Raw genomic sequence first — 23280 nt, 5'->3', positions numbered from 1 at the left:
TGGAGATCGCCTGCAATGGCGGCAGAACTTACTTCTTCGGCGTCAGCACCTCGGTGCCATCGCCTTCCTTGCCGGCGATCGTCCACAGGCCGTGCAGGGAGCCGTCGTCCATCACCTTGTAGACGACAAGGCCGATATCCTTGTCCATGACATAGCCGGCGGAGAAGGCGTCATCGTTGCGCATGCAGATGCCGTCGGAAGACGAGCCGCCCGTCTCCCAGTGGATCGTGCAGGTCGTTCCGCTGGTCAGCGCGATGGTTGCCTCGCCGCCATAGGCCGAGCCGTCGAAGTTGGTGCCGGCGACCGTATAGGTGCCGCCGATCGACTGGGCGGCCGCTGGCACGGAAGCGAGGCCAAGCAATGCAAGAGAGAGAAGGAGTTTGCCCATGGTCTATTCCCCCTGTTGGATGAAACCGTCCCAAGCGGAAGGCTAGGCCGGAACGGACCATCGGTAAATCAGCAGAGCATTCGCGGGTAAAGATTTGTTCGCGGTGTGGCCGAAATGCTCACGGTCACGAAACGCTCATGGCCCCTTGAGACTGCCGGCGATGGCACCCACCAGCGAGTCGTATTTCGACTTGAGGGCCGGCGGGTAGTCGATCCAGACCGTGCGGATGATGCCATCCCTGCCGAACAGGCGCCGCTCGTAAAAGATCTTTCCGTCCTTCATCCCAGACAGCACCGCCCAGTCCTTGCCGGACTTGCTGTAGGTGACCTTGTAGCCGGCTTCATCGCTGGCCTTCTCGGCAGCCACAAAACCCTTCGGCGTCTCATCGTCGATGTTGCGGATGCCCGAGCAGATCAGGCTGGCGCCATCCGTGCTCAGCCATACCTGTCCGTCGCCATTGTCCGGCTCGGGCTGGCGATGGTTTAAAATCTCGTGGGGTAAGGTGCAGAGGGTGCGTAAGCGCTGTTTCACATTGGGGGACGGTGCGGCTACCGCACGGGCCGCCGCACCTGCCATGACAAACGCCGGGAATAAATAACGCCGTTGCATGTCGCGCCTCGAAGCAAATGACCTCGGAAGCGATCTTGCCTGAATTTCACGAAAAGATCAGCCGCCGGTGACGCTCATATGGCGTGACACCGATGGGCGGCTGGTGCGGCGGTCGATGATGAAATCATGGCCTTTCGGCTTGCGGCCGATCGCTTCGTCGATGGCCTCGGCGACCAGTTCGTTGCCTTCGGAGGCCCGCAAGGGCGCGCGCAGGTCGGCGGCGTCCTCCTGGCCGAGGCACATATAGAGCGTGCCGGTGCAGGTCAGCCGGACGCGGTTGCAACTCTCGCAGAAATTATGCGTCATCGGCGTGATGAAGCCGAGGCGTCCGCCGGTTTCGGCGACATGGACGTAACGAGCCGGCCCGCCGGTCTTGAAGGGAATGTCGGTCAGCGTGAACTGGCGTTCCAGCGACGCGCGCAGCAGCGACAGCGGTAAATACTGATCGGTGCGGTCGGCGTCGATCTCGCCCATCGGCATGGTCTCGATGACCGTCAAATCCATGCCACGGCCATGCGCCCAGCGCATCATCTCGGGCAACTCGGCGTCGTTGAAATCCTTCAGCGCCACCGCGTTGAGCTTGACCTTCAGCCCGGCCGCCTGCGCGGCATCGATGCCTTGCATGACCTTGTCGAGGTGGCCCCAGCGGGTGATCTTGTGGAACTTGTCGGCGTCGAGTGTGTCCAGCGACACATTGATGCGCTTGACGCCGCAATCAGCGAGTTCGGCGGCAAAGCGCGAAAGTTGCGAGCCATTGGTGGTCAGCGTCAGTTCTTCCAGCGCGCCGCTTTCGAGATGCCGCGACAACTGGCGCACCAGATGCATGATGTTCTTGCGCACCAGCGGCTCACCGCCAGTGAGCCGCAATCTCCTGACGCCCTTTTCGATGAAGACGCTGCACAGCCGGTCGAGTTCTTCCAGCGACAGCAGGTCCTTCTTCGGCAGGAAGGCCATGTCCTCGGCCATGCAATAGGTGCAGCGGAAATCGCAGCGGTCGGTAACCGACACCCTGAGATAGCTGATCGTGCGACCGAATGGGTCGATCATGTCCATGCTTCGAGCGCTTCCCGTGGCCGTGAGCGGCATCGTTATATACCGCTATGTGATACGATCCAGCCTGTCATTCAAGATAGCGGTTGTTGATCTTTCGCAACATCCCTGCGCCGACATAGCATGTCGGTCGGCATCAAACAGCCTTTTCCCGTTTGACGAAGCGGCGTAGGGAAGGATGGATAATACGGATCGAACAGCATGACCGCACCGAAAGAACTCCGGGTTTCGAAGGACCGCAAAGTGCTGTCCGTCACCTTTCCCGATCATAGGCCGTTCGAACTGCCGGCGGAGTTGTTGCGCGTCGCCTCGCCATCGGCCGAGGTGCAGGGCCACTCGCCCGAACAGCGTGTGACGGTTCCCGGCAAGCGCAATGTCAAGATCCTCAAGATCGAGCCGGTCGGCAACTACGCCGTGCGCATCACCTTCGACGATTTCCACGACACCGGTATCTTTACCTGGAACTACCTGCACACGCTCGGCCACGAGAAGGATGCACGCTGGGACGCCTATCTGGCAGAGCTTGCGGAAAAGGGCTTGAGCCGGGACCGCTAGAGGCGACGAGATAGAGCATAATGTCGTCCGAAAACCCCTCACACTTTTTGGAACCATGCTCCTGTCGTTGTCGTCAAGGCGTCATCGAAGTGGAGTAGCGCCGACGAAGGTTTTGGAGACGAAAACGATGTCCGTCATCACCACAGTCGAGCAGCTCGAGGCGCTCTATGGCGTTCCGGGCGAGGCCTCCCTGGTCAAGGAACTCGACCGTGTCATTCCAGAATACGCCGCTTTCATCGAGTCCTCGCCGTTCGTCGCGCTGGCGACGAGCGGGCCGGAGGGGCTTGACTGCTCGCCGCGCGGCGATCTCGCCGGCTTCGTGCGCATCCACGATCCGAAAACCCTGATAATGCCGGACCGTCGCGGCAACAACCGCGCCGATTCGCTTCGAAACATCATCCGCGACCCGCGCGTCGGCCTGCTGTTCCTGGTGCCGGGCTCCGGCACGACGTTGCGCGTCAATGGTCGCGCTCATATCACCACGGATACAACGCTATGCGCGTCGTTCACGGTTGAAGGCAAGGCGGCGCGATCGGTAACCGTTGTCGACATCGATTCGGTCTACTTCCAATGCGCCCGCGCCATCGTCCGCTCCGAACTCTGGAATCCGGCGAGGCATGTCGACCCGAAGTCGTTGCCGTCGCCCGGACAGATCCTGGAAATCACCAGCCGCAAGAACATCGATGGCGACACCTACGACAAGGAATGGCCGGAGCGGGCGAAGAAGACGATGTGGTAAGTTTGGGCTGAGAGGGCGGTCACGCCTCCTTCAGCACCTCATAAATCTTGCGCATCTGCTCGCCGATCATGTCGCATTGTTCCGGCGTCGACTGGCTCATCGCCTTCTCGATCAGCGCCATGTGCACTTTCAGCGCCTGCATCAGCAGCGCCTCGCCGGCCTCGGTGAGCGCGAGCCGCAGGATGCGCTTGTCCTTGTCGTCGCCTTCGCGGCGCAGCAGGCCACGCGCCTCCAGCTGCGGCAGAAGCATGGTGATGTTCGAGCGACCGACGAGCAGCTTGCGGGCAAGGTCGTGCTGCGACATGCCGGGATGGCGGTAGAGGTTCATCAGCACATCGAGCTGCGCCGGCTTCAGGTCGAGCGGCCCCAGCTTCACCGCCAGCGTGCGCTCAAGCACATGGCAGGCGCGCGCCACCGCGACCCAGTTGCGAAAGCGCGGGTTGTCCCAAGGTAGCTCTTGTTTATTGTTCATCTTTGAACTATTATGTTCATGCTTGAACGTATGGATGGATTCTCACTATGGCATCATTCGGGCTGAAGGTCATCCGGGGCGTGTTTGGTGCGGCCGAGCGTGTCGCTCCGCGCCTGATCGGGCGCGCGGCGTTCGAATTGTTCTGCCGCACACCGAACGTCAAGGCGCTCAGCGACGGCGAACGGCGCGCAGTCGATCGCGCTGCCGAGTTCATGACCGAGGCGCGCCATCACCGGCTCAAGACCGCGACCGGCTGCGTCATGGTGCACGAGTTCCGGCCGGAGCCGGGCGGGGCAGCCGTTGGCACGGTGCTTGTCGTGCATGGCTGGCGCTCGCGCACCGAATATATGCGCGCGTTGATCGAAGGCTATCGCGCCGCCGGTTACAGGGTGGTTTCCATTGATCTGCCGGGCCACGGCCAGTCGCAGGGCAGGCGGCTGAACATGGTCAATGCCGTTGATGCGGTGCGGGTTGCCGGTGAGTGGTTCGGCCCGTTCGTGGCAGCGGTCGGTCACTCCTTCGGCGGTGCCGTCGCCGCCAATGCCGTCGCCGGTTCGGTCAAGAACATCCCGCCGCTGGCGGCCGGACGTCTGGTGCTGATCGCGGCGCCAAGTTCCCTGCCGGCGATCTTCGCCGACTTCAGCCGCATGCTCAATGTCGGTCCGCGCTCGCAAGCCGCAATGGCGGATCGTGTCCAACATCTTTCCGGTCGGCCGTTGCACGAATTCACCGGCGACCGTCAGCTCGCCCAGGCGCCGGTCCCGACCCTGGTCATCCACGCACCGGACGACCGTGAGGTTTCGGCCGATCACGCAAGGCGCTATGCCGGCGCCGGCGGTCATGTGCGGCTCTACTGGGCAGACGGGCTCGGCCATCGCCGCATTCTTGCGGACAAGGGTGTGATCGAACGCGCGGTCGGCTTCGTGGCGCATCGCGAGCCGTCGCTGCTGCATTGACCGGCGATCGAAATTATTTCTTCTTCTCGCCGGGTTCGACCGGCAGTCCGGCCGCCTTCCAGGCGGTGTAGCCGCCAAGGATATGCTTTACCGGCGCAAGCCCCATGTCCTGCGCCGTCTTGGTGGCCAGCGCCGAGCGCCAGCCGCCTGCGCAGAAGAAGACGAAGCTCTTTCCCGAGGCGAAGAACGGCTTGTGGTAGGGGCTTTCGGGGTCGATCCAGAATTCCAGCATGCCGCGCGTGACATGTTTGGCGCCGGGAATCCGGCCGTCGCGCTCCACTTCGCGCGGATCGCGCAGATCGACGAAGATGGTGTCTTCATCGTCGAGCAGCCCGGCTGCTTCCTCGGGCGAAACCACCTCGATCTCGGCGTTCGCCTCGTCCAGCAGTTCGCGATAACCCTTCTTCACGCCTTCATCCCTCCGGCTTGCTGGCGAATTTCGAGCACACCAGCCGGCGTTTGTCACGCCGCATCGGTTGCGGCCATTGTCTTCCAGGCCGCCATGGCCCCGGCCACCGTTGCCAGCAAGGCATCGTGCGAGGCGCCGTCGCGGGCCTGGATCGACATGCCGTGCTGAACCGTGGCGAAGAAAGTCGCGGCGGCGCCGCAGTTGAAATCCGCCGGCAGTTCACCTTCGGCAACGCCGCGCTCGAGACGCTTCTGCAGGGCGATGTGGTTTTCGGCGCGGCGACGGCGCAGATCGTCGCAGATGGCGCCGCGGCTGGAGTCCTTATGCAGCGCGCCGAGCGCGATCAGGCAACCCTGCGGGCGATCGGTCTGCGCATAGGCTTTCGCCGTCAGGCACAGGAATTGTTCGATCGCCAGCCGCGCGGTCGGTGCTTTCTCCAGTGCCAGCCAGATATCGGCTCCCTCCGTACGCGAATAAAGGTCCGTTGCCTCCAGGAACAGCGCCTCCTTGCTGCCGAAGGCTGCGTAGAGGCTGGGCGAATTGATGCCCATGGCGGCGGTCAGGTCGCTCATCGATGCGGCTTCGTAACCACGGGTCCAAAAAACCTCCATCGCACAGCGTAGGGCTGCGGTTCGATCGAAGGTGCGGGGGCGGCCTCGTTCCGACATGGTGCTCGTTTCTGTGACGATCGATACATAATTCAGTTGACGTGGCTGGGCAAGGCTGACAGATATTTATGTGCCGATCATTACAAAACGGAGAAAGTCGATGTCATCCAGCAAGTTGAACGGCAAGGCCGCGCTCGTCACCGGCGGCAGCCGCGGCATCGGTGCGGCGATTGCGCGACGGCTCGCGGCCGACGGCGCCAGTGTCGCGCTGACCTATGTGCATGGTGAAGAGCAGGCCCGTGCTGTTGTCGCCGATATAGAGGCCAAGGGTGGCCGCGCCATCGCGATCAAGGCCGACAACCGCGATGCCGCGGCGATAGACAAGGCCGTCGATGACGCCGTGACCGCATTCGGTCGGCTGGACATTCTGGTCAACAGCGCCGGCATCTGGCGCGCCGCACCGATCGATACGCTGTCACTCGCCGATTTCGATGAAACCATGGAGGTCAATCTCAGGGCACCGTTCATCGCTTCCAAGGCAGCAGCCACGCATATGGGCGAGGGCGGCAGCATCATCTCGATCGGCAGCAACCTTGCCGAGCGGGCGACCGACAGCAGCCTCACAGCCTATTCGGCCAGCAAGGCGGCCCTTGTCGGCCTGACAAAGGCGCTGGCGCGCGACCTCGGTCCACGTGGCATCACCGCCAATGTCGTTCATCCCGGTTCGACCGACACCGACATGAACCCGGCCGATGGTCCGCATGCCGAGCACCAGCGCCAGAAGATGGCGACGCCGCGATTCGGCAGGGCCGACGACATCGCCGGCATGGTTGCCTGGCTGGCGGGCCCGGAAGGCCGATTCGTCACCGGCGCCGCGCTGACCATCGATGGCGGCGCCAACGCCTGATCTGCAATGGATTTCCCGGCTGGACGCAAACACCCCGCTCCAGCCGTCACGATGTTGTGAAACCGTTCTGCAACAGACGTTCCAAAATTTATGAAAGCTTAACGAAATCGGTATGAATCAGCATAGTCGCGCCTTACATCCGCCATGCGGTGAGCGAGACGATCTAGCGTGCGGAACGGGAACCGGTTGCGGCCGGAGCGGGTGATCCATGAAATTCCTCGGAAACAAGGCAGCTGCGGTGCCGCTGATGGCGATCACGGCAACGCTCGCTTTCGGTATCCCGCAAGCAGGCGCGCAGGGGCTGTTCGACATGCTTTTCGGCGGCGGCGTCAAGCACGCGCCGCAAGGCGAGTTTCCGCCGCCGCCGAAAAACAAGCCGAAAGTGCCGGGCGGCGGTGGCAGCGTGAGAATCAGCGGCCCGTCCTATTACACCTACAAGGCCGATCGGCTGGTCCGCGTCGACTTCTCGGCGCTGGCGGCGAAGCCAGGGCCGGCGGTGCCGCAGGATGCGGCTTTCGTGCCGTCAGTGACCGTTGCAGCGTTTCGCGATGCCGTTGCCAGCTTGGGTGATTACGAACTTTATGCCGAGCCCGATATCGCCAAGGCGCTGATCGCCTATTACTCGGCCAATCCGGATTTCATCTGGGTAACAGGGACCAGCCTCAACAGCCGAGCACAGGATGCTGTTCGGGTGCTTGGCGAAGCTTCAAGCTACGGCCTCACGCCGGCCGACTATACGGTCGAAGTGCCCGCCGTAGCTGCGTCGACGGCCGACCCCAATGCCCAATTGAAAGAACTCGTCCGTTTCGAGATGGCGCTGTCGGCGCGCGTGCTTCGCTATGCTCATGACGCCCAGAACGGCCGCGTCGAGCCCAACCGCATGACCGGCTACTATGATTTCCCGGCCAAGCCCCTCGACTTGCAAGGCGTGCTGAAAACGTTGGCGCATACCCAGGAAGTGCGCACCTATCTCGAATCGCGGCATCCGCAGAATGCTGAATACCAGGCGCTGCGCGTCGAACTGGAATCCCTGCAGGCAAGTGCGGAAAACGACATCGTCGTCGACCCCAAGCTGTTGCTGAAGCCGGGCGAAACCAGCCCCGAACTGCCGAAGCTGCTGACTTTGATCGCGCGCAATCTCGATGACGAGACGGGCGGCGCCTATGGCGAGATCCTGTCCAGGCTGGCCACCAGCGAAGTCTATGACCCGGAACTCGTTCCAATCATCAAGGCCGTGCAGCAAAAGGCCGGCATGAAGGGCGATGGTGTCATCGGCCCGCGCACCGTTGCGTCGCTGGCGGGGACATCCAAGGCCGACAAGCTGCTGAAGGTGGAAGTGGCGCTGGAGGAACTGCGCTGGCTGCCTTCCGATCTCGGCAGCCCGCGTGTCTTCATCAACCAGCCGGCCTTCACGGCGAGCTATATCGACAATGGCGAGGAAAAGCTGAAGACGCGCGTGGTCGTCGGCCGGACCACCAACCAGACCGCCTTCTTCTACGACCAGATCAAGCAGGTCGACTTCCATCCCTATTGGGGGGTGCCGCAGTCGATCATCGTCAACGAAATGCTGCCCAGGTTGCGCAACGATCCCGGCTACCTCGACCGGGCCGGCTACGAAGTGACGGATTCGCAAGGCAATCGTATTCCTTCGTCAGCGGTCGACTGGGGCGCCTATGGCGCGAACATCCCCTACAGCGTGCGCCAGCAGCCGAGCGAGGCCAATGCGCTGGGCGAACTGAAGATCCTGTTCCCCAACAAGCACGCCATCTACATGCACGACACGCCGCAGAAATCCTTCTTCGAGCGTGACATGCGCGCGCTCAGCCATGGCTGTGTGCGGTTGCAGGACCCGCGTGGCATGGCGGCGGCGGTGCTCGGCACGTCGGTGGACTATATCGCCGAGAAGTTGAAGCACGGCCACGCGACCGAAAACGTGACCCGCAATATCCCGGTCTATGTCGCCTATTTCACCGCATGGCCTGACCTGTCCGGCAAGGTCGAATATTTCGACGACGTCTATGACCGCGACTCGCGGCTGAAGCAGGCCCTGGACGCCACCGAGGCGGTGCGCTCACCGTCGAGTTAGTTTTTAGCGCTCCAGCAGCGGTCGCCGGAAGCCGGCGTCCCGCCCGGCGATCAGCCAATAGAGCAGCCCGGCGACAAGGCCTGCGGCGGCGATGATGCCGATGTCGACCCAGCGTTGCGGATCCATGTCCTCCGGTACGCTTGGCCAGATCAGGGCGAAGCCGGCGACCGCGGCACCGGCGCCGAAAACCATGTGCAGCAGGACATTGCGCAGCGAGAAGAACTCGGCGATCAGCGCGAAGATCAGCGTCTGTAGCGCGGTCACCACAATCGTCAGGAAATAAACGAACATGCCGAGCGGCGGCACCACCAGAACCGCTATCGGCGAGACGCCCATGACGTCGAAATAGTTTGGCGAGTTGGGCAAGGAACTGAGCACGGCATAGATCGCCGCGATTGAGATCAGGCCGACCAGCACCGCCACGAGATAGCCGGCCAGCATCATCAATATGCGCTTCATCATGTGCTTCGCCGTCGCCATGCCCATCCCCAACGCGGCGCAGTCAACCGCCATAGTCAGCCATCAAAGACGATCTGGCGCAAGGGCAGGCAGGGCAATCGCCTCAGACGAGCAACCGTTTCCAACTCGTGGTGGATGTCAATTGTCGAAGCCGGCGCCGCCCCTCATTGTCCTATCGGACATTTAGTGCGGCGCGAAAGGGCTGGCCGCAATGCCGGTACCATCCTTGCAACGTTGGTGATTGGTGCAATCGGCGGCGAGCGTCCCTCTCTCCGTCACTATACGGGGAAAGGATGCCGGCAGGCGGGTGAGGGGCGGCGCCAGACCCGGAAAGGCCGATGGGAACGGCCAATGAATTCGCGTCCGAACGGCCTTCGACGACAGCCCTTACTTCGGCTCGGCCGTTACCGGATCGTAGTTGATCTCCACCTTCGCCTTGTCCGCCGTGTAGTAGGTGACGGTGTAGGCGCCGCTGTCCCAGTCGACCTCCTTCACATAGAGAAAGCCGTCGCGCTTTTCGACCTTGGCGAGGATCTCCGACAATTTCTTGGCATTGGGTGGCGGCAGCGGCGTATCGTCCGCAGCAAAGGCCGGCCCGCCGGCAAGAAGAACGGCGACGCTGGTCGCCAGCAGAAGTCTGGACATGGCTTTCCCTCAAAGGTTGCGACGGAAGGAAACTCGCTGGTGCCTTGGTTTGTTCCCCGGCGGGAATAAATGACGATCCAGCCTGCCGATTAACAGCTGCCCAACTGGTGGTCCGAAACTGCGCAGGTGCTTTGCAAACAGTGACATTTTAGAAATATAGATGGCACTTTACTTCATCCCGGATTGCCCGTCGTAGTCCTTGCGGACAGCTGGCAGTGGAAAACCTGGCAACGCACCGGCCCGTGCTTCCATCACGCCGAACAAATTCCGGGGAGAGCGCTTGAGTTTCTGTCGAAACCGTCACGCATTGCGCCGCAATGGCAAATTGGAGGCCGCTAACACCGTGATCGAAGAGCATCCACACAGATGACACAATGGATGTGCATAGTTGCTGCTCGGAAGACGACGCTTTGTTGTTGGCCGACCGCGTCTTCGTGCCGTCCCGGTGGACATTCCATGGAGGCATCAATGCAGTTGAATATCAGTACTCCAGGTGAATTGAGTTTCGATCGCGCCGTTCAATGCGCTGACGTTTCGATCAGCCCGTTCGGCGAGCGCTGTCACGTCCGAGCCAGCGGCTCGGGAGGCACTTATTCAATCTTCGACTATCGGGCGCCGCCCGGGTTCGGTCCCGCCAAGCATCTGCATCATCGGGAAGACGAATTCATTGAAGTGCTGGACGGCAGGATTGCGGTGTGGACCCCGGAACGGACTTTCTCTTTGGCCGCCGGAGACACGGTTCTACTGCCGAAATCCATTCCGCATACCTGGCGCGGCTTTGGGCCCGATGCCGTGCATCTCACTATCAGCGTGGTGCCAGGGGGGTTCGAACGGTTCTTTTCGATGGTCGAGGAACGCCAGCTCACGACCGACGACCATGACGGTCTCGGCGCCGTTGCGCGGGAACTTGGGCTCGATGTACTGGGGCCGCCATTGTCCGACGAAGAGGTGGCGGCAATCGTCGGCCCGACGGATTGAGGCGGATGCAGGTGGTTGCCGCTCCGATCATCTTCAGCGACGGCCTTGCGGGCACAGCCTTGCGGTGACGGTGTGGACGGCTCGCTTTTGTTGACAGCAATTTCAGTAAGGAAAAATGGTGGGCGATGCAGGGATTGAACCTGCGACCCCACCCGTGTGAAGGGTGTGCTCTCCCGCTGAGCTAATCGCCCGCTCGTTGCCCGAAGGCCAAGCGAGCCGCGATATAAGGGAGGCCGGCGGGTGAAGTCAAGGCGGTGTCCGGCGTTCTGACAAGGAACGGATTTGCTGTCCTTTCAGCCCTGTCTCCGACCGACGCCGGCCGCTTTCCGGTCACTGTCCGGCAGCGGCGATCAGCTTTTGCGCCAGATCGAGTGTCAGGGCGTCGAAATGCGAGATCACAGCCGACGGTTCGAATTCGCGCACGTGGCGGTCGGTGTAGCCGAAATCGACTGCAACCACAGGAATGCCGGCCGCTTTTGCGGTGTCGATGTCGGTTTGCGAATCGCCGACCATGAGCGCGCGATGCGGGTCGCCGCCTGCCAGCTTGATGGTCTCGGTGAGGTGGCGCGGGTCGGGTTTGCGGAAGGCGAAGGTGTCCTGTCCGGCGATGGCAGCGAAATGCCTGGTCATGCCGAGCGCCTCGATCAGCGCCAGCGAGTTGGCTTCGTATTTGTTGGTGCAGATGGCCAGGATATAGCCGGCGGCCTCGAAGCGCGCGATGGCTTCGACGACGCCGGGGTAGGGCCGTGATTTACCGGGGATGTTGAGGGTGTAGTGATCGAGGAAAAGCTTGAGCAGCCGGTCGTGCTCCTCGACATCAAGCGATCGCCGCTGGGCGGCGTGCGCCCGCTCGATCATCACGCGGCCGCCGTGGCCGACAAAGCGCCTGAAGCCGGCCTCGTCGACCGCCGCGATCTGGCTGGCGGCAAGGCTGTGGTTCAGGCTGTCGAGCAGGTCCGGCGCCGTATCGATCAGCGTACCGTCAAGGTCGAACACGATGATCGGGCGGGTCATGGTCTGTCCTGGGCCAAGTTCATGCAATGGGCAGGCGATAGCGGCTGCGGCGCGTCAAGGCAAGCTCACTGGGCAAGCTCACTGGGCAAGCGCACGGGGCAAGCGCACGGGGCCAGCTTGGTCAGGGAGATATCGGGCGGAGCATTTCGCGGCGAGCCGCCAGAAACGGAAAACCCGCCACGGCGGCGGGTTGTTGGCGCAAATCAGCACCATAGGCAAATATGTAGCACAGCTGCCGTCACCGGGTCAAGCGCTGCAGGAAATAATTCCTAATATCCATCGCCCGTGCGTCGCCCGCTGACCGCGCATGAACAACATCGAATGCGATGCTGCACATCATCGGGGCACGCAGCGGCCAGGGCTTTGACCGGACCGGCAAAGATGCTACGAGCCCCCAAACGTCAGGGTTCCGGGGCAGCAAGCGACATGGATGCAAGGCAATTGAAGGTCGAAGCCGCACGGGCGGCACTCGCCCATGTTAGCGACGGCATGCGGCTCGGCATCGGCACCGGCACCACGGCCGAAGAGTTCGTGCGGCTGCTCGCCGACAAAGTCGCCGGCGGCATGACCGTCATCGGCGTGCCGACTTCGGAGCGCACCGCCTTGCTTTGCCGCGAGCTTGGCGTGCCGCTGTCGACACTGGAGGAAACGCCCGAACTCGATCTCACCGTCGACGGCGCCGACGAGGTCGACCCGGAACTGACCTTGATCAAGGGCGGTGGCGGTGCGCTGCTGCGCGAGAAGATCGTCGCCGCGGCATCGCAGCGCATGATCGTCATTGCCGATCGCTCGAAGATGGTCGCCACACTCGGCCGTTTTCCCTTGCCGATCGAAGTCAATCCGTTCGGCCTGCGCGCAACCGAAATCGCGATCGGCGCCGCGGCTGAAAAGCTCGGTCTTTCCGGTCCGGTCACATTGAGGATGACGGGGGAGCAGGCTTTTGTTACAGACGGCGGCCATTTTATCCTCGATGCATCTTTTGGCCGCATTCCGGATACAAGAGCGCTTTCGAATGCTCTCCACGCCATTCCGGGCGTGGTCGAGCACGGTCTTTTCATCGGGCTGGCGTCAGCGGCCATCATCGCCGGCGGCGACGGTATCGAAACTGTCCATGCCGCCCGAAAACCAGGGAGTTCTATCGATCATGATGTTGCATAACCGGGTTCGCAGCCTTTCCATCCTTCTGGCGGCCTCAGCCGTTTTCGCCTTCTCGTCGCCAGCGTTTTCGCAGGATGTGACGGAATCGCACCTGAAGGCCGCCCGTGCCGCGGTAGCCGCGATCCACGCGACCGACCCGTTCGACAACATCTTGCCGCAAGCAGCCGCCGCGCTTGAATCGCAGCTCATCCAGAAGAATCCGGACATGCAGGAACTAATCGGCAAGACGATCAGCGAGAAGGCTCTGGCGCTTGCTTCGCGCCGCGCCGACCTCGAGAAGGAAGCAGCACTCGCCTACGCAAAAGTGTTCTCCGAAAAGGAACTGACCGACATCGCCAACTTCTACAATTCCGATTCGGGCAAGAAGCTGCTCGATAGCGGCCCGACGGTGACACGCGACCTGGTCAAGGCAGCCGACATCTGGCAGAACGGTGTCGGCCGCGACCTCGCCCAGCAGGTCGGCGAGACATTGGCTGCGGCCGCCAAGGCAAAGGCGCCTGCAGCGCCTGCCGCGCCCGCGGACGGAGCCGCGCCGGCGGATGATGCCGCACCCGCCGATGGTGCGGCGCCCGCGGACAACAACTGACCCCACCTTCAAACGGCCTTTCGGCCATCAGCAAAGCCCGGCTTGTCCGGGCTTTTCTTTTGGCGTTTTGCGGCCTACCTGTCTCTCAAATTTCCGAAGCTCGAGGAGCCGTCATGGCCGGTTACGACTACGATCTTTTCGTCATCGGCGGCGGCTCCGGCGGAGTGCGCGCGGCTCGCGTGGCGGCGGCACTCGGCAAGCGGGTCGGTATTGCCGAGGAATACCGTTTCGGCGGCACCTGCGTCATCAGGGGCTGCGTGCCGAAAAAACTCTATGTCTATGCCTCGCAATTCCCCGAGCATTTTGCTGACGCCGCCGGCTATGGCTGGACGGTGCCGCAAGCCAGTTTCGACTGGCAGACGCTGGTCGCCAACAAGGATCGCGAGATCAGCCGGCTGGAGGCGATCTACAAGCGGAATGTCGAAGGCCCCGGCGGCGAGACCTTCCATTCGCGCGCCACGATCGTCGACCCGCATGTCGTGCATCTTCTCGGCGAAGACCGTACCGTCACATCAGACCAGATCCTGATCGCAACTGGTGGCCGCCCGGCTGCGCATCCGGCGTTGCCGGGCCACGAACATTGCATCTTTTCCAATGAGGCTTTCGACCTCAAGGAGCTGCCGAAGGCGATCATGATCGAAGGCGGCGGCTACATCGCGGTCGAGTTCGCCAACATCTTCCACGGTCTCGGCGTCGACACCACGCTGGTCTATCGCGGCAAGGAGATCCTCAGCCGATTCGACATGGACCTGCGGCGCATGCTGCACGAGACGATGGAAAAGAAGGGAATAAGGATCCTCTGCCATTCGGTGTCCGAGTGGGTGCGCAAGCGGCCGGACGGCCGGCTCGACGCACTTCTCAGCAGCGGCGAGGTGCTGACGGTCGACCAGGTGATGCTGGCCATCGGCCGCATCCCCAACACCGAGAATATGGGGCTGGAAGGCATCGGCCTGGAGATGACCAAGACCGGTGCGATCGCCGTCGACCAATACTCGCGCACCAATTTCGACAACATCTGGGCGATCGGCGATGTCACCAACCGCGTGCAACTGACTCCGGTGGCGATCCATGAGGCGATGTGCTTCATCGAAACCGCCTTCAAGGGAAATCCGACCGCGCCCGACCACGACACGATCGCCACGGCCGTGTTTTCGCAGCCCGAGATCGGCACCGTCGGCCTGTCGGAGGACGATGCGGTCAAACGGTTCCCCGACATCGAAATCTACCGCGCCACATTCCGGCCGATGCGGCACACCCTGTCCGGGCGCGACGAGAAGATGCTGATGAAGCTGGTGGTCGATGGCGCGTCGAAGAAAGTGCTCGGCGGCCACATATTGGGGCCGGACGCCGGCGAGATGGCCCAGCTTCTGGCCATTCCGCTGAAGGCCGGCCTGACCAAGGACGATTTCGACCGCACGATGGCAGTGCATCCGACCGCGGCGGAAGAGCTGGTCACCATGTACAAGCCGACCTATCGCGTGAAGGGCGGCGAGCGAGTGGATTGACGGGCAAACCCCGGGCTTGAGGAACTCCGCCGCGGCACGGTCACGGCGGAGTTCAGGAAGCCGCTACAGCAGCGTGCCGCGCAGGATCACCAGCGCCACCGAGAAATAAATCACCAGCCCGGTGACATCGACCAACGTGGCGACGAACGGGGCCGATGCGCTGGCCGGATCGAAGCCGATGCGTTTCAAGGCGAACGGCAGCATCGACCCCGACAATGAGCCGAAGGTGACGATGCCGACCAGGGCCGCGCCGACCGTGGTCGCGATCAGCGGCCAATGCGGGCCGTAATCGTAGAAGCCCATATATTGCCAGAGCGCGATGCGGCAGATGCCGACCACGCCGAGCATGGCGCCGAGCACGAGGCCGGTGGGCAGTTCGCGCAACGCCACCCGCCACCAGTCGCCAAGACCGATCTCGCGCAATGCCAGCGCCCGGATGACGAGCGATGTCGCCTGCGAGCCGGAATTGCCGCCCGAGCTCATGATCAGCGGGATGAACAGCGTCAGCACGATCGCCTTCTCCAACTCGCCCTCATAGCTCTGCATGGCGTTGGCGGTCAGCATCTCGCTGATGAACAGCGCGCACAGCCAGCCGCCGCGCTTCCTGATCATGGCGAGGAAGCTCATCTTCATGTACGGCTCGTCCAGCGCTTCCATGCCGCCGAAACGGTGCGCGTCCTCGGTCGTCTCCTCGATCATCGTATCGATGATGTCGTCGATGGTGACGATGCCGAGGATCTTGCCGTGGTCGACGACCGGGACGGCCAGCAAATCGTATTTGGAGATCGTCTGCGCCAGGGTTTCGCGATCGGTGAGCGGGGTGACCGTCACCGGCGCACGATCCGGCGCCACCGTCATGATCGAATCGTCCGGCTCGCCGGTGATCAGCCGGCGCAGGCCGGTCGACCGCACCAGGAGCTGCGTTTGCGGATCGACGATATAGATCGCGTAGACGGTCTCGCGCGTCCGCTCGACCTTGCGGATGTAGTCTAGCGTGCGCCCGACGGTCCAGTTCGATGGCACGCTGACAAACTCCGTCGTCATGATCGATGCGGCGCTGCCTTCAGGATAGCCGAGAATGGCAAGCAGCGTGGCACGCAGGGGCGGCGCAAGCCCGCCGAGCAACTCGGAACGGGCCGGCTCGTCGAGCTCGCGCAGGATATCGGCGGCGCGGTCAACCGACATGGCGGTAAGCAGCCTGCCCGCCTTGGCGCGCGGCAGCGCCTCCATGAGTTCGGAGGCGCCGTCGAGTTCGGGCTGATCGAAGATCTCGACCAGCCGCTCGAACGTCACTTCACAAAGCAGTTCCGTCGCGGTTTCTCGCGGCTCCCTGTTCAGGGCCTCGACAATGTCGGCGACGTGATCATTGGCTAGGATACGGGCGATGGCGACGGCCTCGTCGCTCGCCACCGTGGTAAATTCGTTCATGGCTCACTCCTTGCCGTCCGGCAGGACATGAACCATTGGAGGTCACGTCCAGGCGGACGGCGGTTGCGTTCGACTGTGACTGTCGCCAGGCATGGCGCGGTGACCTTTCTGCTTGCGGGTTCGCGTTTGACTGTCTGCAAGCGGGCGCAACATAGAAGCGCGCCTTGCCGTGTCAATCGCGGTGAGGAGGGATAATACCGGCGAGCGGCCGAGATCGCGCGACTGTGATCGTCGGCAGCCGCATTGCGGCCAACTCAAGCCGCTGGGGCGCTATTTCTGCTTCAGCCGGCGCGAGAAGCGTAGCCACTTGTCCTCGACCGGCCTTGGCTGTGCGAGAATGGTTGTGAGCTCGACGGGCAAGGTCGGAACCAGCGGCTTCTTGGTGGCGACACCGTCGGCGATGGCGACGATGCTGTGATAGAATTCGCTGCCGGTGACCGATCGCGGCGCCACCGCCTCGTGCATGACGCTGATCACCGTGACATCGGGGCAGTTGTCCTTGATGGCCTGGTGGAAGGCAACCTTGCCATCGGGGTCGAGCGCTCCGGTCGCCTCGTCGAGGAACAGCAGACCCGGCTGTTGCAGCACGATGCGGGCCACCACCAGCTTCTGTTTCTGGCCGCCCGACAGGACCTGATCCCAGCTTTTGCCTTCGCGGTTTTCGTCGGCCATGTGCTCGATGAAATCGCCAAGCCCGGCCTTGTGCAACGCCGACGCGACCTGCGCGTCGCTATGGTCGTGGTCGGAGCCGGGCAGGCAGACCAGCTGTTTCAGCGACACCGGCTGCAGCTTGACCTCCTGGGCGGCAAAGAAACTCTTGACGCCTTCCGGGAAGACGATGGTGCCGCGGCCATAGGGCCACAGGCCGTTGATCGCCTTGATCAACGAGGTCTTGCCGCAACCGGATTCGCCTTTCAGGAAGGTCCATTCGCCGCGCCTGAAGCGCAGATTGGCGGCGCTAAGGAACGGCGTGGCATCCTCGCCCTGATGCGCCAGCTCCAATTTCTGGATGGTCAGGCCGAAAACCGCGTTCTGGCTGGCATACTGGAAGTCGGAGCGGCCGGTCTGGCTGTAGAATTCCTGCGGATGCTGGACATTCTCGATCGCGTTGGCCAGTTCGGTGACACGCTGGCTGTTGGCGCGCAGCGTGGCAATGGCGGGCATGACATGGATGAACCAAGAACACTGGCCGATCAGCGAATTGACCAGCTCGGAACCGGTTATGTAGCCCTTGAGGTCGAGGCCGTTGTGGATGAACGGCACCAGGCCAGGTCCGTAGGCGACAATGCGGGCGCCGATGAAATTGTAGATCAGTTCGAACGACATGTAGACCGTGTTGACGATGTTCAGCCGCGTCCAGGTGCCGTCGATATCGACATAGAGCCGGCCATGCATGGCCCTCTGTACGCCTTCGCCCTGAGACGCCGCGACATGGAAGCTGCGGCGCAGGAACGTCGTCAGCTCGCCGCGATAGCTGCCTTCCGCCTGCTGCATCCTGACGTTGAGGCGCTCGAGCAGGCTGCCGAGCTTGACCGCGATCCATGTGTTCAGCGGCACGTAGGTAGCGACGCCCAGGAAGGCGAGGACGGCGCTGCCATAGTTGCCGAGGAACTCCAGGCCTTTCACCTCGACGGAGTTTTCGAGCAGCTTCTGGCCGACGAAATAGAGCGAAGTGGCGACGCCAAGCACTCCCATGGCGAGGCCGATGGCGCCGCCGGTCATGTCCTTGATGGATTCCTGTACGCGCTGGTCGATGTTGTCGGGGGCCGGTGCGCCGCTGCCGGTTGCCGCATGCTGGGCATGGAAATGGGTATGATTGCCATCCAGCAACGCTTCATTGAAGCGACTGTCGAGCCAGCCGCGCCATTTGCGGTGCAATGTCGCCGAGACAAGATTGCGGATGCCGGTAAAGCCGGCGTCCTTGAGCAAGACCAGCAGCACGAGGATGCTGGCATTGACCAGCAGCGAGCGAAGCGGCGTGGTGTTGGCGGCGTCATGGAAGAAGGCGATCGAGTTGACCAGTTCGCCGGAGGCCTCGGCGAACCAGACACCGGCCTTGCTGGACAGCGCCGTGAGCAGCGCAATCACCAGCGTCAGTGTCCAGGCTTCCTTCCAGCGATCAGAAACCCAGTAGGCCCGCATCAGGCCCCAGAAGCTGCGCATCGACGATACCGGCGTCAGAAGCGATCGCCCTGAGGCATCGCGAGGTGTTTTTTCCGGTACTGACTCTTGCGATGGTCTACCGACCCGAATCACGATCCCGCCCAAACCTTTTTTCTTTTGTTACGGATGGTAACACCAATTGATCATTTTCCATTAATTTAAAACCCGGCCGACTGGATTACCCCGGCAGCCGTTGCCGTGAGGCAACAGAGTGCATGCTGAAATACGACGGCAACGGTCGGCAGAAATCAGGATATAGTGATTGATTTCAAGGAATTGACCTGCAGCGACCAACTGTCACGGCAGCTTCCCCTAGGGAAGGCAATCACACGGTTTTGTGAACTTGAAATCATGGCAACCGACCGATTTTCTCACTGCGGGTTGACCTGAGCACCCGAAAACTTGCCGTTCGTGATCTCGCCGGGCACGCCATCACCATCCTTTCCTGAGGCAGGAAGTGACCGGAATCATCTGAGCAGCGCATTCCCTTCTGTCGAGGAGCCAGGGGGAACTGCGTTTGACAATTCATCGTTCGGAATTGAACCTTGCCTGGCGTTGTCGATACCCATGTATGTCCGGTTCTCCAACAAGGAAGTTTCCAATGCTTGCACGCGCGGCCGCAATCCTGTCCCTCTTCGCCGGGCTGCCTCTGTTTGCCTGGGTACCTCCGGCGCACGCCGCCTCGCAGGGCATCCCGGCAAGCGCCGAAGGCCAGATCGAGTTCAACACGCCGTCCGGCAACATCGGCTGCATCTACACACCGAAGGGCGGCACCGGCACCTATGAGCCGCGGGACGGCGGCCCGGAGCTAAGCTGCTCGCGCATCGAACCGAGCTATATCACCATCATCCTCGGACCGAAGGGGCCGGCCACGCTGATCAAGAACCCGGGCGAGCAGGGTTGCTGCAGCGACGTCGACAAGCTTGGCTACGGCAACAGCTGGAGTGCGGGGCCGTTCTCGTGCCAGTCGTCAACCAAGGGACTGACCTGCACGGCCACGAACGGACATGGATTTTTTATCAGCAAGGCCAAGGCGACGGTGAAGTAACGCTGGCTTTTTCGGGAAGGCGAGGGGTGGCCGGCCTCAGCCGACCTTCTCCAATTCGCCACGCGCCTTGGCAGCCGCCACCTGACGAATGGCATCAGCCAGGGTATCGGCATCCTGCGCGCCCATGACCGCGTATCTGTCTTCGAGCAGAAAACACGGCACGCCTGTTATGCCCATGCGCGACGCGGTGGCGATCTCCGTGCGAACCGCCTCGACGTCGGCTTCCGTCGGCAAAAGCGTGGCGACCACGGACGCGTCCATGCCGGCTTCGCGCGCGGCTTCGGTCAACACGCCATGGTCGCCGATGTTGGCGCCTTCCTCGAAATTCAGCTGGAACAGCCGGCGCACAAGCCTGTTCTGCACGGCTTCGCCGGCAGCACCGGCCCAGCGGATCAGGCGGTGCGCATTGAGCGTGTTGGCCGCCACCTTGATGGCGTCGAAAGCGAAGGAAATGCCCTCGGCCTCGCCTAGCGGCTCGATGCGGTCGTGAATCTCGCGGATACGCACGTCGCTGCCGAACTTGGCCAGCATGTATTCGTGGCGATTCTTGCCCTGCGGCGGAATGGTCGGATCGAGTTGGAACGGGCGCCACCGGATATGCACGTCGATATCGCCGACAGCGGCAATTGCCTTGTCCAGCCGCTTCTGACCGATAAAGCACCATGGGCAGACGACGTCGGACACCACATCGACGGTGACGGCGTTCGGTTCGCTCATCTCGATCTCCTGAATTTCAGTTCGGTTTGCGCCACCAGGTCGGCAGTTGATACCCAAATATGGGCGTCGTTCGCGGATGTTCCAGGTAGTTCCAGTAGGCAATCCATTGCTGCGTGTTGTGCTGCATCGGCACCATGTAGTTGCCGGATATCAGCAGCCGGTCGAGAACACGAACCGCGGCGACATAATCCTCCTTCGTGCGGGCGCGCAGCATCGCTTCGATTGTCGCGTCCACCGCCGGATCGGCGACGCCGGCAAGATTGAACGAGCCTTCCGTCCTGGCCGCGGCCGAACTCCAACGCCCGGTCTGTTCGATGCCGGGCGACAGCGAATTGTTGAAGCCGCTCGAACCGACCAGAACCTCGAAATCGAAGCGCTGCTTGCGCGACTGGATCTGATCGCCGTCGAGGCCGCGAATGGTGACATTGACGCCGATCTTCTCCAGCGTGCGTTGGTAGATGCCGGCGAGGCGCTCCTCATCCTGCGAGGCGGTCAGGATCTCGAAGCCGAAAGGTTTGTCGTCAGGATCGAGCATCGTTCCATTCTGCACGTGGTAGCCGGCGCTCTTCAGCAGGTCGAAAGCTGCCTTCAACACGCGGCGATCCTGGCCGGATCCGTCAGTCACCGGCGGCCGGTAAGAGCCGTCCATCACATCGGCCGGCACGCGGCCGGGATAGGGCGCCAGAAGCGCCTTCTCCCTGTCGTCGGCCGGATGGCCGAGCGCGGAGAGTTCGGAATTCTGCCAGTAGCTCATCGTGCGCGTGTATTTGCCGCCGAACAGGTTCTTGTTGGCCCATTCGAAGTCGTAGAGCATGCCGAGCGCGCGCCGCACGACCGGGTTGGCGAATTTCTGCAGCCTCGTGTTGAACAGGAAACCGGTCACCACGGGCGGAATGCCGGTGTCGAAGGTTTCGGCAACCACGTCGCCCTTGTGGAACGCGGGAAAATCGAGATCGCGCTCGCGCTTTACCGGATCGCCGTCGTCGTCGATGGCGCAAAGCCCTTTCTTGAACGCTTCGAGCTTGGCATTGGCGTTGAGGAAATACTCTATGGTGATCTGGTCGTAATTGTCGAAACCGCGCTTGGCCGGGACATCCTTGCCCCAGTAATCCGGGTTGCGCTTGAAGACGATGCGCTGGCCGGGCTGCACCTGCGCGATCGTATAGGGACCACTGCCGATCACCGGCTTCAGCGTCGTCTTGTCGAAGGTTTCCTTGTCGAATGCGTGCTTCGGGATAATCGGCGTCAGCGCGATGATCAGCGGGAATTCGCGATCGGCCTTCTCATTGAAGGTGAAGCGTACGCTGTGGTCGCCGGTCTTTTCGAGCTTGGCGACCCTGGCCATGCGGTCGCTGTAAGGCGGGCGGCCCTTCTCCGTAAAGACGTCATAGCTGAACAGCACATCTTCCGGCGTCACCGGCTCACCATCGGACCATTTGGCCTTCGGGTTGAGGTGGAACTCGATGCTCCTGCGCTCGGGATCCATGTCGGCGGTCTCGGCCAGCAGGCCGTAAAGGCTAAACGGCTCGTCGTAGTTGCGCTGCATCAGCGGCTCGAAGACCAGATTGCCATAGATCGTATCCATCATGCCGCGCGCCGTCGTGCGCAGGCTTTTGAGGATGAAAGGGTTGAGATTGTCGAAGCTGCCGACGACGCAGTAGGTGATGTTGCCACCTTTGGGCGCATCGGGATTGACATAGTTGAAATGCGTGTAGTCGGGCGGCAGCGCCGGCTCGCCCTGCATGGCGATGGCGTGCTTCGGCTCGGATGCGGCCGGCTGATGCGAAAGTGCGAGAAACGATATCGCGGTGATCAGCCAAACAAGAACGCGGCCCATGACCGTCTCCTTAATGGGTCGGCTTGATGATTCGGTGCGCACCCTAGCATGACGCAGCTGCGCGCCGGCCAATCGTGCTTTCAACAATTGCTGACATCGGGCTGGATTCGACACCGCTTGCAGTGTAACACGCCCTCCGAAGTCATTCTGTTGCCTCATTTCGGCAACAGGTAGCTGGACCACACGGCACGAAGAAGCCGGTTCCGGGATCATTTGAGAGGAAGTGCACGACATGACGAGCCTGAACAGCAACGCGTACCGCCTGTCGGTCATGGCCGCTGGCGTGGTCGGCTTTCTCTGCGCAGGACTTCCCGCTGCTTCCGCACAGCAGCAACAGCAGATTCCGCAAGGCTGGTTCAAGGCCTGTACCAAGCAGGAAGACGTCGACATCTGCAATGTCCAGAACATCACCACCGCCGGCAACGGCCAGTTGGTCACCGGCGTCAGCCTGATCGAACTGAAGGGCAAGGTGAACCGCAAGGTGTTCCAGGTCACGGTCCCGACCGGTCGTCTGGTGCCTCCCGGCATCGGCCTGCAGATCGACACCGGCAAGGCGCAGAAGCTCGACTACGTAATCTGCTTTCCTGATCGTTGCGTGGCGGAAGTGCCGCTGACCGATCAGCTCGTCGCCGCGTTCAAGAAAGGCCAGGCGATTACGCTGACCTCCGTCAATTTCCAGAACCAGCCCAACCCGATCAAGGTCGCCCTGCAGGGCTTCAGCGGCGCCTATGACGGCCCGGCGCTGCAGCAGTCGGATATCGAGGACCGGCAGAAGAAGCTTCAGGACTTCGTCGCCAAAAACAACCAGGATTTCGCCAAGAAGCTCAAGGAAGAGCAGGACAAGGCGAAGACAGCCAACTGATCGGCCGATATCGCAGGCATCGGGTAGGGAGGCGCTTCGCAGCGCCCCCCTCCCACACCACCGTACGAGCGGTTCCGCATACGGCGGTTCATGCAGTTTGG

At 62.2% G+C, this 23280-nt stretch carries 24 protein-coding genes and 1 tRNA gene; 11 read left to right on the top strand and 14 right to left on the bottom strand.

Features of this window, described 5'->3' with window-relative positions:
- Positions 1-28: 28 nt before the first annotated feature.
- From NKI20_RS22550 to moaA, 3 genes are all read right to left on the bottom strand, one after another.
- Positions 29-388 carry a hypothetical protein gene (locus tag NKI20_RS22550; protein ID WP_352834389.1) on the bottom strand — a complete coding sequence of 120 codons (360 nt, stop codon included), beginning with the start codon at positions 386-388 and terminating at the stop codon, positions 29-31.
- A 135-nt stretch (positions 389-523) separates the two neighbouring features.
- On the bottom strand, positions 524-997 hold the full coding sequence (locus NKI20_RS22545; protein ID WP_352834386.1) for a hypothetical protein: 474 nt from the start codon (positions 995-997) through the stop codon (positions 524-526).
- Positions 998-1054: 57 nt separating this feature from the next.
- Positions 1055-2050, bottom strand: a complete 996-nt coding sequence (gene moaA / locus NKI20_RS22540) for a GTP 3',8-cyclase MoaA (protein WP_352729690.1) — start codon at positions 2048-2050, stop codon at positions 1055-1057.
- 198 nt (positions 2051-2248) lie between these two features.
- On the opposite strand from moaA, the gene NKI20_RS22535 reads away from it, so the two are divergent.
- The gene (locus NKI20_RS22535; RefSeq protein ID WP_352729688.1) at positions 2249-2602 is read left to right on the top strand and encodes a gamma-butyrobetaine hydroxylase family protein; all 354 of its coding nucleotides are present in this window, start codon (positions 2249-2251) and stop codon (positions 2600-2602) included.
- Between the two features lie 127 nt (positions 2603-2729).
- Positions 2730-3341, top strand: coding sequence for a pyridoxamine 5'-phosphate oxidase family protein (locus tag NKI20_RS22530; RefSeq protein WP_352834382.1), 612 nt, complete (start codon positions 2730-2732; stop codon positions 3339-3341).
- A gap of 19 nt (positions 3342-3360) precedes the next feature.
- On the opposite strand, the gene NKI20_RS22525 is transcribed toward NKI20_RS22530, so the two are convergent.
- Entirely contained in the window at positions 3361-3813 is a 453-nt protein-coding gene (locus tag NKI20_RS22525; RefSeq protein WP_023759169.1) for a MarR family winged helix-turn-helix transcriptional regulator, read from the bottom strand.
- Between the two features lie 47 nt (positions 3814-3860).
- Between NKI20_RS22525 and NKI20_RS22520 the strand changes: the two genes are divergently transcribed.
- On the top strand, positions 3861-4769 hold the full coding sequence (locus tag NKI20_RS22520; protein WP_352605163.1) for an alpha/beta hydrolase: 909 nt from the start codon (positions 3861-3863) through the stop codon (positions 4767-4769).
- 13 nt (positions 4770-4782) lie between these two features.
- Here the strand turns inward: NKI20_RS22520 and NKI20_RS22515 are convergent, their stop codons facing one another.
- Positions 4783-5178, bottom strand: a complete 396-nt coding sequence (locus NKI20_RS22515; RefSeq protein WP_352605165.1) for a rhodanese-like domain-containing protein — start codon at positions 5176-5178, stop codon at positions 4783-4785.
- Between the two features lie 53 nt (positions 5179-5231).
- On the bottom strand, positions 5232-5846 hold the full coding sequence (locus NKI20_RS22510) for a TetR/AcrR family transcriptional regulator (protein ID WP_352605167.1): 615 nt from the start codon (positions 5844-5846) through the stop codon (positions 5232-5234).
- 100 nt (positions 5847-5946) lie between these two features.
- Here NKI20_RS22510 and NKI20_RS22505 point away from each other — a divergent pair, with 100 nt between their 5' ends.
- Positions 5947-6693, top strand: a complete 747-nt coding sequence (locus NKI20_RS22505; RefSeq protein ID WP_352834376.1) for a 3-oxoacyl-ACP reductase family protein — start codon at positions 5947-5949, stop codon at positions 6691-6693.
- A 208-nt stretch (positions 6694-6901) separates the two neighbouring features.
- The gene (locus NKI20_RS22500) at positions 6902-8779 is read left to right on the top strand and encodes a L,D-transpeptidase family protein (protein ID WP_352834373.1); all 1878 of its coding nucleotides are present in this window, start codon (positions 6902-6904) and stop codon (positions 8777-8779) included.
- Positions 8780-8782: 3 nt separating this feature from the next.
- Here NKI20_RS22500 and NKI20_RS22495 read toward each other — a convergent pair whose 3' ends face one another.
- Both NKI20_RS22495 and NKI20_RS22490 read right to left on the bottom strand, forming a co-directional pair.
- On the bottom strand, positions 8783-9265 hold the full coding sequence (locus NKI20_RS22495) for a hypothetical protein (protein ID WP_352834465.1): 483 nt from the start codon (positions 9263-9265) through the stop codon (positions 8783-8785).
- Between the two features lie 360 nt (positions 9266-9625).
- Positions 9626-9883 carry a PepSY domain-containing protein gene (locus tag NKI20_RS22490; protein WP_352605175.1) on the bottom strand — a complete coding sequence of 86 codons (258 nt, stop codon included), beginning with the start codon at positions 9881-9883 and terminating at the stop codon, positions 9626-9628.
- Between the two features lie 468 nt (positions 9884-10351).
- Between NKI20_RS22490 and NKI20_RS22485 the strand changes: the two genes are divergently transcribed.
- A complete protein-coding gene (locus NKI20_RS22485) occupies positions 10352-10861 on the top strand; it encodes a cupin domain-containing protein (RefSeq protein ID WP_023759154.1) in 510 nt (169 codons plus the stop codon).
- 116 nt (positions 10862-10977) lie between these two features.
- Here NKI20_RS22485 and NKI20_RS22480 read toward each other — a convergent pair.
- Both NKI20_RS22480 and NKI20_RS22475 read right to left on the bottom strand, forming a co-directional pair.
- Positions 10978-11052, bottom strand: a tRNA-Val gene (locus tag NKI20_RS22480).
- Positions 11053-11191: 139 nt separating this feature from the next.
- Positions 11192-11875 (bottom strand): phosphoglycolate phosphatase, encoded by a 684-nt coding sequence (locus NKI20_RS22475; RefSeq protein ID WP_352605179.1) that lies wholly within the window; start codon positions 11873-11875, stop codon positions 11192-11194.
- A gap of 426 nt (positions 11876-12301) precedes the next feature.
- Here NKI20_RS22475 and rpiA point away from each other — a divergent pair, with 426 nt between their 5' ends.
- The 3 genes from rpiA to gor all read left to right on the top strand — a co-directional run bounded on the left by rpiA (position 12302) and on the right by gor (position 15124).
- Positions 12302-13033: a ribose-5-phosphate isomerase RpiA gene (gene rpiA / locus NKI20_RS22470; protein ID WP_352834368.1), complete on the top strand. Its 732-nt coding sequence runs from the start codon at positions 12302-12304 to the stop codon at positions 13031-13033.
- Positions 13020-13619: a DUF2059 domain-containing protein gene (locus NKI20_RS22465; protein ID WP_023757794.1), complete on the top strand. Its 600-nt coding sequence runs from the start codon at positions 13020-13022 to the stop codon at positions 13617-13619. Before rpiA ends, NKI20_RS22465 begins: the two co-directional genes overlap by 14 nt.
- Positions 13620-13732: 113 nt before the next feature.
- Positions 13733-15124, top strand: a complete 1392-nt coding sequence (gene gor, locus NKI20_RS22460; RefSeq protein WP_352834364.1) for a glutathione-disulfide reductase — start codon at positions 13733-13735, stop codon at positions 15122-15124.
- Between the two features lie 63 nt (positions 15125-15187).
- Here the strand turns inward: gor and mgtE are convergent, their stop codons facing one another.
- Entirely contained in the window at positions 15188-16552 is a 1365-nt protein-coding gene (gene mgtE / locus NKI20_RS22455) for a magnesium transporter (protein ID WP_352834361.1), read from the bottom strand.
- 270 nt (positions 16553-16822) lie between these two features.
- Positions 16823-18715: an ABC transporter ATP-binding protein/permease gene (locus tag NKI20_RS22450; protein WP_352834358.1), complete on the bottom strand. Its 1893-nt coding sequence runs from the start codon at positions 18713-18715 to the stop codon at positions 16823-16825.
- Between the two features lie 601 nt (positions 18716-19316).
- On the opposite strand from NKI20_RS22450, the gene NKI20_RS22445 reads away from it, so the two are divergent.
- Positions 19317-19763 (top strand): hypothetical protein, encoded by a 447-nt coding sequence (locus tag NKI20_RS22445; RefSeq protein ID WP_352834355.1) that lies wholly within the window; start codon positions 19317-19319, stop codon positions 19761-19763.
- A gap of 36 nt (positions 19764-19799) precedes the next feature.
- Here NKI20_RS22445 and NKI20_RS22440 read toward each other — a convergent pair whose 3' ends face one another.
- Positions 19800-20480 (bottom strand): DsbA family oxidoreductase, encoded by a 681-nt coding sequence (locus tag NKI20_RS22440; RefSeq protein ID WP_352834353.1) that lies wholly within the window; start codon positions 20478-20480, stop codon positions 19800-19802.
- Positions 20481-20496: 16 nt separating this feature from the next.
- Positions 20497-22317, bottom strand: a complete 1821-nt coding sequence (locus NKI20_RS22435; RefSeq protein WP_352834350.1) for an extracellular solute-binding protein — start codon at positions 22315-22317, stop codon at positions 20497-20499.
- A 232-nt stretch (positions 22318-22549) separates the two neighbouring features.
- Here NKI20_RS22435 and NKI20_RS22430 point away from each other — a divergent pair, with 232 nt between their 5' ends.
- Positions 22550-23179 (top strand): invasion associated locus B family protein, encoded by a 630-nt coding sequence (locus tag NKI20_RS22430; RefSeq protein WP_352729659.1) that lies wholly within the window; start codon positions 22550-22552, stop codon positions 23177-23179.
- Positions 23180-23280 lie beyond the last annotated feature (101 nt).

Source organism: Mesorhizobium sp. M0830, from assembly GCF_040319965.1.
Lineage (GTDB): Bacteria > Pseudomonadota > Alphaproteobacteria > Rhizobiales > Rhizobiaceae > Mesorhizobium.
This window is presented reverse-complemented; position numbering and strand designations above follow the sequence as displayed.